Genomic DNA, 17,608 nt, shown 5'->3' on the forward strand with positions numbered 1-17,608 from the left:
AACCGCGAATTTACGAAAAAGCATCCTCGAAATGCTCGATTTTGACAGCTTGTGGAAAAAAAGTAATGGAAATTGAGTCAAACTGTATTTCTCCGTGCCATTTTTCTTCCAACTGAAAGCTTTCCGCGGCCCGGTGATAGCGCCGTATCTTGCCCTTTCCGATTTGTTCTTCGGGCTCTCCGTAGCGCATCGATTGTTTTGATTTGATTTCAATGAAATATAATCGGTGGCTTTTCTGCGCCACAATATCTACTTCCGCCTGCCCGCTGCGGTAGTTTTTATCACGTATGTAATAGCCTTTTTTGCGCAAATAATCAGTTGCCAGATATTCCGCCTTTTTTCCAAGTCTTAAATGTTTCGCCATTCTTGTATATTTGCTTTCCCAAAAGAACGCGTTTCTTGGGTACTCACATAACAGTAACTTGATAATCTGCATGCCAAATAAAAATGTCCAGTTTCTTGATTTAGGGCTTGTGCCATACAAGGAGACCTGGGATCTACAAGAGTCCTTGATGGCACACACGGCGGCGATTAAATTAGGGAATCGAAATCTCGCCGAGGCGAATGTGAGCACTACCCCCAACTTTCTTTTGTTCTGCGAACACCCACATGTTTACACCTTGGGAAAGAGTGGCGACGAATCTCATTTGTTGATGCAAGAATCGTTTTTACATACGATTGGCGCAAGTTTTTTCAAGATTAATCGGGGCGGCGATATTACGTATCATGGACCGGGCCAACTGGTTGGCTACCCCATTTTTGATTTAGAAAACTTCTTTACTGATATCCATTTGTATCTCCGCATGTTGGAGGAAGCGATTATGCGCACCTGTGCACATTATGGTTTAGTGGCGGGGCGCATCGAAGGCCTAACAGGAGTTTGGATAGATCCCGAATCGGATAATCCGCGGAAGATTTGCGCTTTTGGCGTGAAAGCGTCTCGTTGGATTAGCATGCACGGTTTCGCTTTAAATGTGAATACAGACCTCTCCTACTTTGGCCACATTGTACCTTGTGGAATTGCCACAAAGGGCGTAACCTCCTTGCAACAGGAACTTGGTCGCGAGGTTGATTTAGCTGAAGTTAAGCAACGCGTACTAGCCAACCTTCAAGAACTTTTCCAATTCAATCCCGAAGATGTTTCACGTGAAACATTGCCTAAGCCCGAAATAAATGAACTTTAAAAACACGCTATTTCTTGATATTGAAACCGTTTCAGGAGAATCCGATTTTTCCCGAATTTCGGAGCGGATGCAAGAATTCTGGCTAAAAAAAGCGAAGAATTTATATAATGTTGATGCGCTGAGTTTGGAGGATCTATATGCCGACCGTGCTGCATTGTTTGCAGAATTTGGTCGGGTGATCGTGATAGGTATGGGTTTTTTGTATGTCAACAAAGACCAGCAGCTTAGCTTAAAGGTCAAAACAATTGCGCATCATGACGAAAAAGAGCTTCTCAAGGAGTTTTCTGCGTTTATCAATAAGACATATAAGTCGAAAGAATTGACATTGGTCGCACACAATGGAAAGGAGTTTGATTTTCCGTATTTGTGTAGAAGAATGTTGGCAAATAATCTCGAAATTCCCAAGGCGCTTCAAGTTCAGGGTAAAAAACCATGGGAAATCATTCACCAGGATACGATGGAAATGTGGCGTTTTGGCGACCGAAAAAACTATACTTCGCTGGAGTTACTTGCTGAAATGATGGGAATCGATGGAGCTAAATCAGATCTTTCTGGGGATCAGGTACACGATGTGTATTACAAGGAGGGTAATTTAGGCCGCATTGAAGCCTATTGCATGGAGGATGTTATTGTGGTGGCCCAACTTTATTTACGGTTTCACTTTATGAACCTCGTTGAGCCACACAACATACAAAAACTATAGTATTTTGGCTGGATTTCCGAAAGCACGCTTGCTTGCAGGGATATTTTCTATTACAACAGAGCCTGCGCCAATAGTTGCACCCTTCCCTATTTTGATGCTACCCACAATGGTAGAATGAATTCCAATGAATGCATTTTTGTCGATTTGGGCTTCTTTTCCGATGACAGATCCGGCGCCAATTTGGCTAAATTCTTCAACGCTTGCGCCCGTTTCAATGATTGATCCAGGACCCACGATGACGTGATCTGCGATTTTTGTTTCTGCACCAACGACTACATTGGCCCCAATGAATATGCCATAGGCTAAGCTTTTCACATTGGCAATTTGTGCACTTGGATGAATGGCGTGAACTGGTTTTGTCTTTCGATCTTCTTCGATTAATTCGATCATTTTCTTGCGCTCGGTTGGGTTTTCAAGCGCCACGAATACAGCACAAGACTTACCGATTAAGCCCCAATAGCTCTCATCTTCTGTTGTTCCTAATACGGGAATCTCACCAATCATGGTGTCTTTTTTCTTAACATCGTCATCTAAAAAACCATAGATTACTACATTGTTTTGTTGGAATATATGCGCCACTTCTAGTGCAAATGGATTTACTCCAATGATGATTACGGGTAATGATGTCATATGTTTATTTTATTTTGGCTGTAAAAGTACGTAAATCAAAAGTTGTTTCCCCTCCTTTTTTGAAGATCAAATCACTTATTTCTTCGCCTAAGTTTATGGTTTGGTTGTAATCAAATTGGCTTGCATCTATGGTATGCAGCGCATGCATATAGGCTAAGTTACCTATTTCTTCTATGCTCCAAGAATACTGAATATTGGTTTTGTCGGATGCGGTTTCTTTTAGGTTTATTCCTATATCTGCACGGATTTTACCTGTTGGTTCCAAGGGTGCTTTTGTTAGTTTTATATCAAATATCTGTCGTTCGTTCGTTTCCAATGCCTCATAGATGTCGGTATTTTCTTGCTGATAATTTCCGGTTGCTACGCTGTAAAATGCATCGAGTAATATGGCTGCGTTTAGTTGGCGCAAGGATTGTTTTTCCAGGTCCCATCCAGCCCCGCCTGATTCGAGTAATAGCAAACCATATCCTCTTTGTTGGAAGGTGTCTCCAAACGCCCTCGCGTTAAATTCATCTGTCCATTTAGCCACTTTATTTGGAATGATTTCCTGCGTGAAGCGCGTTAATCGATTGGCTAATTTACCCGCGCGTAGTCGAGATTCGGTCCAAGTTCCTGCTTCATCTGCAGCTGTTGCGAGGAAGGCGATATGTGTTTGATGAGCAGAATTTCCAACAGAATACAATCGATTTTGATCGTGTAAATTAAAGGCAAAAGTGGGTTTGATTCGGTCTGCCCAATCAGAAAGTAGTTGGGCCTCTGGGCTATATCGGTTTTGTGCATCCCGGTTCATGTCGATGCCCAAAGCTGTTTCGCGTGTCCATCGTGCGGCTCCATCACCGTTTAAATAAGGAATGAAGTGTATGGTCAGATTTTGATGCAATATTTCCCTTATTTCAGAAAAAGATGGGTTATTTGAGTTGATAAAGTTGAAGATATCACACAAAGCCATGGTTGCGGTTGCTTCATCTCCATGCATTTGTGACCAAGCAATTACTTGAATGGGTCCTTGGCCAAATGTTATTTCATGAATCGCTCTTTTTTCAAAGGTTTCTCCAATTTGTTCTACGTGTAATAAGGGCGAATTTGACCACGCTTGTACAAGTTCTTGCCAAGTATTTTCATCAAAACGGCGCTTTTGAATTCGCGCTTCTTTGTAAGTGAGGTAGTTGTCGAAGAAGAAATGGAACATATTAAAAAGGGAGTTTGGGCAGATAGTTTGCCCATGTTTGTGAATTGAAAATACCTTTGTGACCTGCTAAGTAGATAACCATGATTGTTACGATTAGGTAGCAAAACCAGGCATCATACCCAAAGAGTTCGACACCCATGCACATGGCAGCGATAGGTGTTTTGGTTAGGCCCATGTATAAACAGGTAAAACCGATGGCAGCTAAGAAGGGACCCGGTAATTCAAGTATTTGCGTTAGTCCTGCTGTTGCATAAGCGCCAATCAAAAATAAGGGTGTCGCCTCTCCCCCTTTAAATCCGAGTCCAACACTTAAGCAAGTTGCGATCAGCTTTTCGACGGCAAAATATCTGGCATTAAAATTTTCTTCAAAGGGTCTACGTAAATATTCGGAACCCAATCCGATGCTTTCTTGAAATTCAGGAAATTGAAAGAGTGCTAGTAAAATCAAACCCGCGAGAATCGCTTTTTGGTAAGCTTGTATAGGTAATTTATCAGACGCAAAAGAAATAATCGATTCTAAGCGCGAATAGATGCGAGCAATGAGGGCTAAAAATAGGCCAATAAGCGCTAATTTGGCCCAAAATACGGGTGTTATTTCGGGTAGTAAAATATGTGGATACAAAACGTGTTTTGTGCCGTACACGTGGAGACTTACTAGATTTGCTGCAAAAGCGGAGGAGAGGCATGCGAAAAAAGAGCGAAAATGAATTTTGCCCACTTCTTTCATTTCGAGTCCGAAAAAACAGCCGGCCCAAGGTGTTCCGAAAATTGCCGCAAAGCCAGCGCTCATTCCGGCGCGCAGCCATATGGATTTTTCCTCCTTCGATATATTGAATTGCTCGGTGCTCGCGTTTGCGATTGAGCCGCCCATGAATACTGCTGCCCCTTCCCTACCTACAGATGCTCCGACCAGATGACTTAACCAGGTGCTGGCTAATGTAAAGGGTGTCTGGAAAATCGAGGTTAATGATGCTTCCCCATGAAGTTGCTTGATGAGGTCGTTTGTTCCCAATATGGTGAACGACCATTTGCGAATCCATACGAGTAATAGACCAACCAAAGGAAGTCCTAGTAAAAAATAAGTTTGTCGATTTTCTGCGATGAGTTGCAAGCCCCAGAGGAAAAGTGACGCAACACTGCCGCTGGCGAAGGAGATGATGGCCCATAAGAGGATTCGAATGCCCCAAATTCGCATATTCAGAAGAATTTTTGTTTCAAAGGTAGGGAATTTTATTTTGCCTACCTTTGTCGAGGAATTGCAATCGGGCGCCGGCAGCGCTCGTGAACGGAATTCCACGGAGGAAATTGTCCCTTCATCAATATTTATCATATGACTGATTTTTCTTCACTTGGATTAAATCCTCAATTATGTCGTGCATGCGACGCGTTGGGATATGTTAAACCGAGTCCGATTCAAGAGAAAGCGATTCCCCTCATGTTGCAAGGCCACGATGTTCTTGGTATTGCACAAACCGGAACGGGTAAAACGGCTGCTTATGCTTTGCCGATTTTAATGCGTTGTAAATATGCGCAAGGGAAAAATCCACGTACCTTGATTTTGGCACCTACGCGGGAATTGGTCATGCAGATTCATGAAGTGATGGTGGGTTTGGCGGTGGAGACCGATTTGCGAATATTGGCTTTATATGGAGGTCTTGGGCCTAAAACCCAAATTCAAGCATTGGAAGCGGGTATCGATATTTTGGTGTCTACGCCGGGTCGTTTCTTGGAATTGTATCGCAAGGACGTAATCGTTGTAAAGGAATTGAAGATTTTGATTTTAGATGAGGCGGATAAAATGATGGACATGGGTTTCATGCCGCAGATTCGTGAAATACTCGAAAAAATCCCTTATAAAAAGCGCCAAAATGGGTTGTTTTCGGCGACTTTTCCAGAAAAAGTAGAAAACTTATCGCATGAGTTTTTGGAGTTTCCTCAAAAGGTTGAAATTACCCGACAAGCCACTCCGGCCAGTCAGGTGACTCAATTTGTTTACGAAGCACCGAATTTGAGTACAAAAATTAACGCCTTGGCCTATTTTCTGAAACAAGATCGATTTGAACGCGTCATGGTTTTTTGTCGGAGCAAGGACGTTGCCAATCAGGTCGAAAAATATTTAATTCGTAAGGTATTACCCGAAGACCAAGTACGTGCAATTCATTCGAATAAGGGCCAAAATACGCGTATTAATGCCATGCAACAATTTCGCGAAGGCTTGGTTCGTATCCTCGTGACGACCGATGTGGCTGCACGCGGAATCGATATTCCCAAGGTTTCCCATGTAATCAACTTTGATGTGCCCTTGATTTACGAGGATTATGTCCACCGGATCGGTCGGACGGGTCGCGCGGATCAGGTAGGTGAGTCGATTACATTTATTACCTTGGCAGAACAATATCACTGGACCAAAATTGAAGAAATAATTCAGCAAACAATTGAAATTCAGGACCTTCCGGCAGAAATTAACCGTGAAGAGACGCCATTTGTTGAACAACAAGATATGTTACGTGCCGTGGATGATCAACGCAAACGCGAGGATCCCGATTTTCAAGGTGCGTTCCACGAGAAAAAATGGGTGATCAAAGCGCGAGCAAGTGGCAAAAAAGTACCTACGCGTAAAGCGGTCACAAAAACAGGCCCCAAAGGCGGTGCCGTTTCAACGCCAAAACCCCCTCAACGGAATAATCGACCCGGAAAAAACGCAAAATTTCGTCCAGGAGCACCATCATCTAAAAAGAAAAGGTAGATTTGCAGCGATGAAAGTACTACTAATCAGTTTGTTCATGTTTGTTGGCAGCCTCGCGATGGCCCAACAAGCTGCAGCGCCAAAAGAGGCCAAATATTTGCCACTTTATGGACAAAAGGCATTATCAGCTAAAGACCAAAAAGAATTATCGGAGTTTGTGGAGTCGTGTGATGCTAGTTTTGGTTCACGCAAAGAGGCGGTCGAATTCTTTTCTGAGCGGGCATGGGAGTTTGTCTCTTCGGGTTATTTGGATACCGCAACGTATCGATTTAATCTCGTGCAAGCACTTGATAATGAGGCCGTTGATTCTTATTGGGGCTTGGGTGTCATCACCTTTCAGCGACAAGATTTTCCAAAAGCAATCGAGTTTCTATCCAAAGGTTTGGCCTTAGATAGTACACAAAGTATACTTCGTGTGGATTTGGCGATTGTGAAATTGAGTTGTTACTTGAAAACGATGGATTGTGGGACTTTGGATGAAACAGATGCGCTTTTGCAGCAAGCCTTGGTTCAAACACCGAATTATGCGACGGCTTGGATGAAGCGTGCGCAAGTGGCGTTTTTACAAGAAAAATACGAAAACGCTTGGGCCTATTTGCACGAGTGCCGCAAGTTGGACATCACCCAACTGGATTTGAATTTAGGACATAGTTTGGCGGAAAAATTGCCTGATCCGCAAGGCGTGTTTAAGTAGGTAATCATGGGAATTAAATCCTTTTTTGCGAAACCATTTGCGCGTAAGGTGGTAAAAAAACACCAAAAGAGTCACGCGCAGGCGATTCAAATTCAGGAAAATTGGCTCAAGAATAACCTTAAAAAGGCGGAGCAAACCATCTTTGGTCAGGCCTATGAATTCGACAAAATTCGTAATTATTTAGAATACAAAATCCGTGTTCCCATCGCTGAATACGAAGATTTAAAGACTTACATCGATGAAATGGTATTGGGTTCTCCCAATATTTTATGGCCTGGAAAGCCCGCGTATTTTGCCAAAACGTCGGGTACAACCTCCGGTGCCAAATACATTCCTATTTCGAAGGAATCGATGCCTTTCCATATTTCGGGTGCGCGTGATGCCTTGTTGCATTATGTGAACTATTCTGGTAATTCTGCATTTTTAGACCAAAAATTGATTTTTTTGTCGGGCTCTCCTGCGCTTGAGACGAAACACGGAATTCCTACGGGACGCTTGTCGGGGATTGTCAATCACCACGTTCCGGGCTATTTGCGCAGCAATCAATTGCCAACGTATGAAACGAATTGCATTGAGGATTGGGAGGAGAAATTGGAGGCTATCGTGCAAGAAACCATGCAAGAGCGCATGGGCTTGATCTCCGGAATTCCACCCTGGGTTCAGATGTATTTTGATCGGCTAGAGACTTTGTCGGGCCAAAAAATTGGTGATCTATTTCCCGATTTTCAATTGTTCGTCACGGGAGGCGTGAATTTTGAGCCTTATCGCCAGAAGTTGATGGATTCGATAGGCCGTGACATTGATGTCGTAGAAACCTATCCCGCATCCGAGGGTTTCATTGCTTTTCAGGATTCGACGGGAGAGGAGGGATTGTTGTTGAATGTGGATGGCGGAATCTTTTTTGAATTTGTTCCCACAGACACCTATTTCACAGCGACGCCAAAGCGTCTGATGCTTTCAGAGGTGCAGTTGGGCGTTAATTACGCCTTACTCATGTCGACTAATGCAGGACTTTGGTCATATTCGATTGGCGATACAGTGAAGTTTGTATCATTAAATCCATTTAGGATTGTGGTGACAGGTCGGATTAAGCATTTTATTTCGGCATTTGGGGAGCATGTGATTGCAGAAGAGGCGGAACGCGCCATGGCCGAGGCCCTAAAGGCTTGTCCGGAGGCTTCGCTTGTTGAATTTACCTTAGCGCCGCAAGTAAACCCTTCGGCAGGAGAATTACCCTACCATGAATGGTTAGTTGAATTTGCCCAAGCTCCACAGGATCCCACGAAGTTCCAGGCCGTTTTAGAGGCCTCTATGAACGCCCAAAACATCTATTACAAGGATTTGATTACCGGAAAGGTTTTGCAGCCTTTAAAGTTGACGATTTTGCAACCCAATGCCTTTATTGATTACATGAAATCACAAGGAAAATTAGGGGGTCAAAATAAGGTTCCACGCTTGGCGAATGATCGGGTGATTGCGGATGGGTTAGGGAGCTAGGAGTGGTCAGCATGAAGTCCGGAGTGAAATAGTCCGGAGCAAAGAGAGAAGATAAATGTAAATATCTTATTCATAGCCCCAGACTTTAGTCTGGGGATCCCTAGGCTAAAGCCTAGGGTTATAAACCTCGGTCTTCAGTCGCTTGTCATTAGTCCGGAGGGAAATAGTCTTAAGAGAATACAGAAGGGAAATGTTAAGGTCTTATTCATAGCCCCAGACTTTAGTCTGGGGATCCCTAGGCTAAAGCCTAGGGTTATAAACCTCGGTCTTCAGTCGCTTGTCATTAGTCCGGAGGGAAATAGTCTTAAGAGAATACAGAAGGGAAATGTTAAGGTCTTATTCATAGCCCCAGACTTTAGTCTGGGGATCCCTAGGCTAAAGCCTAGGGTTATAAAGTCAGACTTCGGAATCTCTAGGTAAAAACCTAGGGTTAAAATATTAGTCTTCCGTCCAATGTCTAACGTCCAACGTCTAACGTCTATTTTTGCCACCCCGCATATTCCAAATAATTCATCGCCGTGCGCATGAATACTTCGGCGGCTTCTGGGCTAACAGGCTTGAGTAATTTCGCTGGATTTCCCGCATAAATGCTGCCGGCGGGAACACGGGTATTTTGGGTAACCACGGCACCTGCTGCGATGATCGATCCAGTTTCAATCACGGCGCCATCCATGATGATTGCACCCATACCCACGAGTACATAATCCTCAATCGTGCAACCATGAACGATCGCATTGTGCGCGATGGACACATAATTTCCGATGTGTGTTTCCGTCTTTTGGTAGGTACAGTGAATCACCGCACCGTCTTGAATGTTGCTGTAATTGCCGATGCGGATGCGGTTCACATCGCCTCGAACAACCGCGTTATACCAAACCGTACAATGCGACCCAAAAGTCACATCTCCTACGATGGTCGCATTTGCAGCCTGCCAATTCTCTTCACCAAATTGCGGGGAAACACCCTTTATCGGAACAATTAATGCCATTTTAGTATCGTTAAGCAGGCCAGTTGCCTTGTAATTTCATTACTTTTTCAATCACATCCCGCACCGCACCTTTGCCTCCACCAAACGGAGAAACATATTTGCAGGCTTGCTGAATTTCCGGAATAGCATCTGCCGGACATGTGCTTAATAATGCCGGCCGGGAAAGAATTTTTAAGTCGGGAACGTCATCGCCCATGTATAAAATTTCCGATTCGTCCAGGCCCATTTTATCCAACCAGCCCAGGTAAGTTTCTAGTTTATCTTTTCCGCCCAAGCCAAAATAAATATCCTGAAACTTGAGATTTTCGAGTCTTTTTTTGACCCCTTTATGGCCTCCGCCCGTAATCACGCACAAATTGTATTCCGCCTCACGCGCCTTTTCGATGGCATATCCGTCTCGAATGTGAAAGGTTCGGTAATGTTCCCCCGTTTCTAATACATGGACGCTGCCATCTGTCATGACGCCGTCTATATCGAATACAAAGGCTTTAATTTGGGCAAATTGTGTGAGTACGTTGGACATATCAATGGATTAGAATGGTAATTTACATAAATCTGCGGAAAGACTTGATGCGATTCGTGGTGGCTTTTTTGTATTTTTACCCCCTATGAGGCGTTTGCGTTTATTTTTCTGGGTTGGCTTACTGGCTTTTGGGCCAGTATTGGCGCATGCCCAACAAAATACTCAAGCGACGCTCGTGTCTGAATTATGCTCAAGCATCAGCCAAAGCAAGTATTCTGATGCACCCCTTGTCGTGAAACAATTGCAAAGCCTCTTGGCGCAAGACAGCCAGTCGGGATTCTTTGAGCGGGCCCAACACATGCGCACGGTGGGGTATAAAACACCTCAGTTTTCGTATTTGTTTGCTCGTACTTTTTTGCAGGCAAAGCCAAATTTACAGAAGGAATTACTAGGTGTCGCGAAAGAGCTTGCCAACCGGAAAGTAGGCAAACTCGCGATTGATTTTTACGAACAAGTGGATAGTTGGCAGTATAACCAACAACTATTACAAACAGGAAATTACGCCATCCGTGTGCAAGGAAACCTGTCGGTTCGTTGGCAGGATGTCGATAGCACGGCTGTTCCCGCCGACAACTGGGATACGCCATCATCGGATAGTCCCGCGGAAACGTGGATTCAATATCAAGCGAAAAGCCCTGGGCCGGTTTTGGTGTGGGATGAGGCATTTTTTGAATCGATCCTAAACAAGGATAGTTTACGACTATCCGCGAAACAAATTCTTTTTTCGGTTAAAGACCGCTTGTTTTTTGGCGATCATGCAAGGCTTGATCAGGGAAATTTGAACTTAAATCAATTCCAAATTAATCCGCGTAAAGGCTATTTGCTAAGCGAGGAAATGACTTGGCAAGAAGGTAAGCAAGCCATTTTGGGGGCGCTACGGATGCAATTGAAAAAGAAGGCGGGTTCTCCTGCGTTTGACATCGAATTTCGATCCAAGCAAATTGTTTCTCAAGCTATCCAAGGAAATTACTTCAAAGGATTTGGTCGACTGCTCGTACGAGGGGATCAGCGAGGGCTGATTGGATCAAAGGATAAACCCGCACGGGTAGAGATTTGGGGGCCTCTAAGGAAGTTGGGGGAAATATGGACGACGCAAGCCTTGATGCAGCCCAACGAATCTATTCAGATTAAGGAAGGGGCTTTCGTTGGTTATGTAGGCAAAAAGGATTCTTTGTACCATGGCTTTGTTACTGCCAATTGGATTCCTTCCGAAGCCGCTTGGCATTTCAAACCTACCCAGGAAGAAATACGTTTCGAGGATAGCTTTCACCAAGTTTCGATTTCGGCGGATCTAGGTGTTTTACACGGTGATACTCAAAAGATGGATTTTTTCCGCTTGTCGGGGAAAAGCCAAAACCCCGCCTGGGTGGAGTCTTTTGACTTTTTTGATGCGGGCAGATTGGATAGCCAGCAGGGCATATTAACCTATGACCCGATTCGGATTTTGTATAATCATTTAGCAATCATCAAACGAAGCCAAGCGAATTTGTTTGATATCGCGGCGGCGAATAAGAAGGATCCCCAACTATTAAAGGGAGGATTTCAGCAATTCAAGCATGCGGGTTATTTGAATTTTGACGAGTCGACTGGCGAGGTTTCCTTTACGCGTTTGGGGCGCCATTATGCGCAGGTGAAATATGCGCAAAAGGATTTTGATCGTTTTTATGTGCCTTCCTTTGGGGGAATGTTGGCCAAGGATACGGCGAATATTTCCTTGGATTTAGGCCAACAAAAACTCGTCATTCGAGGCATAAAGGAAGTGATGGTGTCGGATTCTTTGAAGGCGAATTTTATTCCTTCGGATAATCAGATTGTGTTTGGTCAAGGGCGCGATTTTGATTTCATGGGAGAAATTAAGATTGGGAATTACCGCTTCCGTGGCCAGGGATTCCGCTTTAATTTCACGGAGTATTCGATTAATCTGCCCCAAATTGATTCAATTACCTTCGTGCGAAAAGGGACAAATCGAGAACTGGGTGGGCAGTTTCGTTATGAAGCGGGGCACATTTTATTAGCTCCACCGAATAATAAATCCGGCCGACTGGGACTGGCCGCCTTTCCTAAATTGATTATTCCGAAAGGCGTTGTTTCCTATTTTGATGAACCTTGGCGTGCCTCGGGCGTATATGGTAAGAAGCATTATTTTCAAGTTCCACGCATTGAGCTAGACAGTTTGACTCAAAAGGAAATCACCTTTGAGGGAAGTTTTTATTCGGATGGTTTGTTTCCCACATTCAAGTCTTCTTTGGTATTAATGCCCGATCAAAGCTTTGGCTTCTCGTTTAATCAAAAACAGGCGCTTGCTATCTATAAATCAAAGGGAAGCTATCTATTAAAATCCCCATTATTGATGAACAAGGGAGGGTTAAGCGCTTCGGGGACCTTAAATTATTTGGCATTGCAGGCCACCCAAAAAGAGTCCCATTTTTATCCTGATTCCTTGATTGCAACAGGCTTGGAAGCTTCCATGCAAGGCAAAGGATTTCCGAATATGCAAATGGGCGAGCACCGTTTCTCTTGGATGCAGCAGCAGGATAGCCTTTGGATGCGTCCATTTAAACAGGCTATATCCCTTTACAACAAAGAAGTGCAGTTGATCGGCTCGCTGGGTATGCACCAAAAACAAGTTTTCGGTCGGGGAAATTTAACGTTACAAGACGGGGTCATGGAGTCGTCTAATTTCCGTTTTGATGCAGTAACCTGGACTGCTTCAGAAGCGAACCTGAAGATTGGCAAGCAAATGGCGCTTTTCCCGCCGGCTGTTTTCATGGATCGCGTGGCGCTGGAAGCAAATATGTCGACGCATAAAATTGTTATTCGGCCGATGAAAGGCGACATGGGTTCGGCGATTACCTTTCCTTATGTGGCCTACCAAAGTAGTCTTTCTGAGGCGACCTGGGATTTGACGAATCAACGGTTTTTGTTGGGCGGCCAACAAGGCTTTGAGCTAAAAAGTTTGGATAGCACAGGCATTGCGGGTTCTACGATTAAGGCGACAACCGCAGCGTATGACTTAAAAGCACAATATTTGGCGTTGAGTGGCGTGAAGGAAGTTGAAGTGGGCTCCGCGCTTTTGTATCCCGAAAAAGGCGTTTTGGGTATCCAAAAAGATGGCGCGTTTAAGCCTTTTTCTGGCGCCAAAGCGGTGCTGAGTGGGAAGCACCTGTTGAAAGATTTAAAAATAACAGAGGGAAATTCCGCCGGCTGGAAAGGGGAGGCCAACTATCAATTTCCGCGAAGTGATGGGGACACCGTTTCTGTAGCACTTCGAAATTTTCATTTTGAGGGCAAGAATTACATCACGGCGGATGGTCTTTTGTCTGAGAAAGTGCCCCTTCGTTTCAGCAAGCATCAGCAATTTAAAGGGGAGGTATTCTTGGATACACGCCTGCCCAATTTGAATTTTAAGGGATTTATTCGGCCGGTGATTGGTTTGCCAAATTTCCGTGCGGCTTGGATTCCGTTTGAGAATAGTAAGGGCGAGGAGCCTCATTTATTGCTGAACAAAGATGTACACGATGAGGCCGGTCGGCCGATTACCGCGGGGATTTTTATCAATGCGCAAAATCGACTGTATCCAACTTTTTTAAGTCCTCAATCGGATGATTTAGATCCTGTGTTATTTCAGGCGGAAGGGGATGTGATTGAGGCGAATGATCGCTATGAGGTCAAAGGAAAGCAGACGCAGATGCAATTGTTTATCGATAAACACCGCGTGGAGGCGGAAGGCCCCATTCAATTGTTTACAGGGAATCAGGCCATTCGGGCTTTTGGTCATTTGACCATGTCAACGGATAGTTTATTGCCGCGACTAGACACCTGGGTGAATTTACAATTTCCGTATCCTGTCAAATTGCTGAAGGTCATGGGCGATCGTATCGTTAAATATTTGTTGGACGAAGGCATCCAAAGTGAGCCGGCGGATGATCCAGAACGTCGAGATGCGTATTTAAAACGAGCCGTTCAAGTACTAGGTAAGCCGATTCAAGAAGCGATGCTGACAAAAATGGATCAGGTGCATATGGCTTTGGATAAGGTGGCCCCAGAATTTGCGAATTCGATTAACTTTTCGAATGTTGCGTGGGTTTGGTCTCCGAATACCTCTGCTTTCTATTCTACGGGGGGAATTCCATGGGTGAATGTGGGGCCGGTGGATATCAATGCAACGGTGAAAGGATACATGGAGGTGATCAAAAAACCGAGCAAAGAAGAGTTTTATGGGTATTGGGAATTGTCGGAAGATTTGTGGTATTATTTCGCCTATTTCAATGGCGAACTGGGTGTTTATTCATCGGATCCGGCCTTCCTTGCGAGTATTCGAGAAGCGGTTAAATCAGATAAAAAGGGTAAATTGGCGGTCGTAGAAGCGGCAGGAGATGAAAAAGATGCATTTCTGAAGCGCTTCTTAGCCTATTATCGGGGCACTACGCCTACGAAAAAAGTGAAAAAAGTGGCAGCGCCGGTTAAATCAACGGCGCCCGCAACGAAATCGAAAAAAGGAGGATTTTAATATGAGTCAGTCAAAGTTGGCCAAAGTATTTCATTTCATGGATACGCTCGGATTGGGTGAGCGGGACCCCTTTGGCAATCCGATTTTATTCAAGCGGATTGTGATGATGGTTTTGGGATTTATATCGTATAATCGGCTGACTGTCTACAATAAAACAAAGATTACTGGGACGGAACATCTGGAAAATTTACCCAATGAAGGCGTGCTTTTTTTACCCAATCACCAGACTTATTTCATGGATGTGGTTTGTTTATATCACATCTTTTTTTCGGTCAAATGGGGGTTTCGCAATACGCTGAATTACCCTTTTTATTTATTGGCCCCGCGCTCTAACCTCTTTTATGTTGCTGCGTCTGAAACCATGAAAAATGATGGATTATTGCCGCGTGTTTTTGCGCAAGCCGGTGCGATATTAGTGAATCGTTCTTGGCGTGCGGAGGGAGTAGATGTGAAACGCGAGGTCGATTTAGGGGCTGTGGAGAAGATAGGAAAAGGCTTGAAATTTGGCTGGGTGATTAGTTTTCCACAAGGAACGACCCGTGCTTTTGCCCCATTGCGAAAAGGAACGGCGCATTTGATCAAAGGAGAAAATCCGATTGTGGTGCCGGTGCGAATTAATGGATTCCGAAGGGCATTTGATAAGAAAGGATTATTGTGGCGTAAGCGAAATACGACTTTAACGGTCGAGTTTCGGGAGCCGATTCGCTTTGCGGCGGATGCGACAACAGAAGAGATTTTGACTCGTTTGCAGCACGAAATCGGCCTGGATCATGCTGAATAAAACGAAAGGTATTGTCATTCAATACATGAAATACAGGGAATCGTCCCTGTTGGTGACCATTTACACCGCCGAATTTGGTATCAGTTCCTATGTAGAAAATGGGGTTCGTTCTGCGAAGGCGAAACATAAAATAGCGCTGTTCCAACCGCTAACGTTGTTGGATTTAGAAGTGTATCACAAGCCCGGAAAAGGCTTGCATCGGATCTCGGAGGCCAAATGTTATTATCCGTATCGGAAGATTCCGTTTGATATTGCTTCGTCGAGCATCGCTCTATTTTTAACGGAAGTATTGAGTAAGGTGTTGCGGGAAGAGGAGGCGAATCCGGTGTTGTTTTCGTTTTTAGAGGAATCGTTTCAGATTTTGGATCAGGGTCAGGGGCATTTGGAGAATTTTCATTTGCAGTTTTTGTGGCGTTTGAGTGAGTTTTTGGGATTTCATGCGGGTCAGGTGGGTGAGTTTTTGGAACAGTTGCGTGAGGCCGGCGTTCCAGGCATGGGCGATTTAGATGCCAAAACGGTTCAGGCCCTGTTTAATGCAGATTATGGAGATGGCGTTGGAGTTAATCGGGTGCAGCGTGCGGCGATTTTACGGGCCTTGATTTATTATTATGGTTTGCATATGGAGTCGTTTGGGGAGTTGAGGTCTTTGCAGGTTTTACAAGAAGTATTGTCATGAGGACATTAACCTATCGAATTACTCCAGCGTTTCATGCGTTGGATATTGAGTTAACATGGATGCCTTCGCGGCTGGGGCCTTTGCGCTTGCATTTGCCTATTTGGCGACCGGGGCGATATCAGGTGCAGCATTTTGCGAAAAACATCGCGACCGTTACGAGTACACATGGACCGGTAGTGAAGTCGGATTTGTCCTCGTGGACGATTGAGGTGACGGATTTACGGCCGATTACGTTGAAGTATCGATATCATGCGGAACAGCCGGATGCGGGAGGATCTTGGGTGGATGAATCGATGGTTTACATCAATTTTGTGAATTGTTTATTGTTTCCACATCGGGGGGAGAACCGCGCATGTGAGGTGGAGGTTGTGTTGCCGCCGGCGGGTTTTTCGCCGGACATGCTCGTGCCTTTCGAGGGGGATTCTTCGGCGAAAATCACGCCGGCAGGGGGGTGCGAAACTTCCTGTTCCTTAAGGACTTACGGAAATAAATTTCGGGCGAAAACGTATCGCGAACTGGTCGATTCTCCCTTTTTGGCTGCGCCTCAACTCCATACACATACTTGGAAAGCCAAAGGGGTGAAATTCTATTTACAGGGTGTCGGCCCGAAGACACATTTCTCAGATCGATTGTTGAAGGCTTACCAAAAATTTGTTGGATATCAGCTTGATTACATGGGCGAATTCCCTGTTCGTGATTATCGTTTTATGTTGTGGATTTGTCCGAAGCCCTTTTATCACGGGGTAGAGCATACGAAATCCACGATGATGGTGTTAGGTCCAGAGGATCGCGATTCGTATGAAGATTTGATCGGGTTGGGTTCGCATGAATTGTACCATGTGTGGAATGTGGCGACCATCCGGCCGAAAGCTTTGTTGCCTTATGATTATACGAAGGCGGTTGTTTTCGATACGGGCTGGATTATTGAGGGTATTACGACCTATTTGGGGGATTGGTTTTTGTGGGCATCGGGCGTTGTGAATGCGGAGGAGTATGTGAATTTGTTGGCCGGCAATTTGAAATTACATTTTGAGCGGGATGGTGCTTCCAAGCAGACTTTGATTGAAAGTTCAATCGATTTATGGTTGGACGGCTATGGCGCTGCTTTGCCCGGAAAGCGCGTTTCGATTTATTTTAAGGGGGCTTTGGTTGCTTTGGGTTTGGATCTTTTGATTCGTCGGAAGTTTCAGCATGCCAAATCGCTTCGCGACGTCATGTTGTTGATGCAAAAACGCTATGGCCGATTGAAACAGGGCTATTCCCGACAGGATTTTTATTCGTTGGTCGAGGAAGTATATGAAGGATCGCTGGCCGATTTCTGGTCTATTTGGGTGGAATCAGCCGAGCCTTTACAATCAGCCATTGCGGAATTATTGGAAGGGGTGGGATTAAGGTTTGAGTCTGAAGGCATTTTAACAATTGTAGATTTTAGTCGGCTTGAAGGTTTTGGAAGGTCACAATAAGAAAGTTTATTTCGATTTGTGACA

15 protein-coding genes are annotated in these 17,608 nt (G+C 44.6%); 9 read left to right on the top strand and 6 right to left on the bottom strand.

The features are described from left to right. Positions 1 to 10: 10 nt before the first annotated feature. Positions 11 to 364 carry a YraN family protein gene (locus tag PQG45_RS06110; RefSeq protein ID WP_316070468.1) on the bottom strand — a complete coding sequence of 118 codons (354 nt, stop codon included), beginning with the start codon at positions 362 to 364 and terminating at the stop codon, positions 11 to 13. 70 nt (positions 365 to 434) lie between these two features. Here PQG45_RS06110 and lipB point away from each other — a divergent pair, with 70 nt between their 5' ends. Then, positions 435 to 1,184, top strand: coding sequence for a lipoyl(octanoyl) transferase LipB (gene lipB, locus PQG45_RS06115; RefSeq protein ID WP_316070469.1), 750 nt, complete (start codon positions 435 to 437; stop codon positions 1,182 to 1,184). Further along, a complete protein-coding gene (locus tag PQG45_RS06120) occupies positions 1,174 to 1,887 on the top strand; it encodes a 3'-5' exonuclease (RefSeq protein ID WP_316070470.1) in 714 nt (237 codons plus the stop codon). The genes lipB and PQG45_RS06120 overlap by 11 nt, the downstream gene beginning before the upstream one ends. On the opposite strand, the gene PQG45_RS06125 is transcribed toward PQG45_RS06120, so the two are convergent. From PQG45_RS06125 to PQG45_RS06135, 3 genes are read right to left on the bottom strand one after another with little or no spacing between them, the layout of a single operon-like run. Next, complete coding sequence (locus PQG45_RS06125; RefSeq protein WP_315574574.1) at positions 1,882 to 2,517, bottom strand: PglD-related sugar-binding protein; 636 nt, start codon at positions 2,515 to 2,517, stop codon at positions 1,882 to 1,884. The genes PQG45_RS06120 and PQG45_RS06125 overlap by 6 nt on opposite strands. 4 nt (positions 2,518 to 2,521) lie before the next feature. Beyond that, entirely contained in the window at positions 2,522 to 3,706 is a 1,185-nt protein-coding gene (locus PQG45_RS06130) for a M14 family zinc carboxypeptidase (RefSeq protein WP_316070471.1), read from the bottom strand. A 1-nt stretch (position 3,707) separates the two neighbouring features. Beyond that, complete coding sequence (locus tag PQG45_RS06135; RefSeq protein WP_316070472.1) at positions 3,708 to 5,036, bottom strand: chloride channel protein; 1,329 nt, start codon at positions 5,034 to 5,036, stop codon at positions 3,708 to 3,710. Here PQG45_RS06135 and PQG45_RS06140 point away from each other — a divergent pair, their 5' ends adjacent. The 3 genes from PQG45_RS06140 to PQG45_RS06150 are packed head-to-tail and all read left to right on the top strand — an operon-like array spanning position 5,037 to position 8,643. Beyond that, positions 5,037 to 6,452 (top strand): DEAD/DEAH box helicase, encoded by a 1,416-nt coding sequence (locus PQG45_RS06140; protein ID WP_316070473.1) that lies wholly within the window; start codon positions 5,037 to 5,039, stop codon positions 6,450 to 6,452. It abuts the gene before it with no gap. Between the two features lie 10 nt (positions 6,453 to 6,462). Beyond that, positions 6,463 to 7,146, top strand: a complete 684-nt coding sequence (locus PQG45_RS06145; RefSeq protein WP_315574581.1) for a tetratricopeptide repeat protein — start codon at positions 6,463 to 6,465, stop codon at positions 7,144 to 7,146. Between the two features lie 6 nt (positions 7,147 to 7,152). Beyond that, positions 7,153 to 8,643 (top strand): GH3 auxin-responsive promoter family protein, encoded by a 1,491-nt coding sequence (locus PQG45_RS06150; protein WP_315574583.1) that lies wholly within the window; start codon positions 7,153 to 7,155, stop codon positions 8,641 to 8,643. 478 nt (positions 8,644 to 9,121) lie between these two features. On the opposite strand, the gene PQG45_RS06155 is transcribed toward PQG45_RS06150, so the two are convergent. Both PQG45_RS06155 and PQG45_RS06160 read right to left on the bottom strand, forming a co-directional pair. After that, positions 9,122 to 9,631 (bottom strand): gamma carbonic anhydrase family protein, encoded by a 510-nt coding sequence (locus tag PQG45_RS06155; protein ID WP_316070474.1) that lies wholly within the window; start codon positions 9,629 to 9,631, stop codon positions 9,122 to 9,124. Between the two features lie 10 nt (positions 9,632 to 9,641). Continuing rightward, positions 9,642 to 10,154 (bottom strand): KdsC family phosphatase, encoded by a 513-nt coding sequence (locus PQG45_RS06160; RefSeq protein ID WP_316070475.1) that lies wholly within the window; start codon positions 10,152 to 10,154, stop codon positions 9,642 to 9,644. 85 nt (positions 10,155 to 10,239) lie between these two features. Here PQG45_RS06160 and PQG45_RS06165 point away from each other — a divergent pair, with 85 nt between their 5' ends. The 4 genes from PQG45_RS06165 to PQG45_RS06180 are packed head-to-tail and all read left to right on the top strand — an operon-like array spanning position 10,240 to position 17,584. After that, positions 10,240 to 14,664, top strand: a complete 4,425-nt coding sequence (locus tag PQG45_RS06165) for a hypothetical protein (RefSeq protein ID WP_316070476.1) — start codon at positions 10,240 to 10,242, stop codon at positions 14,662 to 14,664. A 1-nt stretch (position 14,665) separates the two neighbouring features. Next, complete coding sequence (locus PQG45_RS06170; protein WP_315574590.1) at positions 14,666 to 15,445, top strand: lysophospholipid acyltransferase family protein; 780 nt, start codon at positions 14,666 to 14,668, stop codon at positions 15,443 to 15,445. Beyond that, positions 15,435 to 16,121 carry a DNA repair protein RecO gene (gene recO / locus PQG45_RS06175; RefSeq protein ID WP_316070477.1) on the top strand — a complete coding sequence of 229 codons (687 nt, stop codon included), beginning with the start codon at positions 15,435 to 15,437 and terminating at the stop codon, positions 16,119 to 16,121. Before PQG45_RS06170 ends, recO begins: the two co-directional genes overlap by 11 nt. After that, positions 16,118 to 17,584 carry a M61 family metallopeptidase gene (locus tag PQG45_RS06180; protein WP_316070478.1) on the top strand — a complete coding sequence of 489 codons (1,467 nt, stop codon included), beginning with the start codon at positions 16,118 to 16,120 and terminating at the stop codon, positions 17,582 to 17,584. The genes recO and PQG45_RS06180 overlap by 4 nt, the downstream gene beginning before the upstream one ends. Positions 17,585 to 17,608 lie beyond the last annotated feature (24 nt).

The sequence above is a fragment of the Aquirufa regiilacus genome, from assembly GCF_032470275.1.
Lineage (GTDB): Bacteria > Bacteroidota > Bacteroidia > Cytophagales > Spirosomataceae > Aquirufa > Aquirufa regiilacus.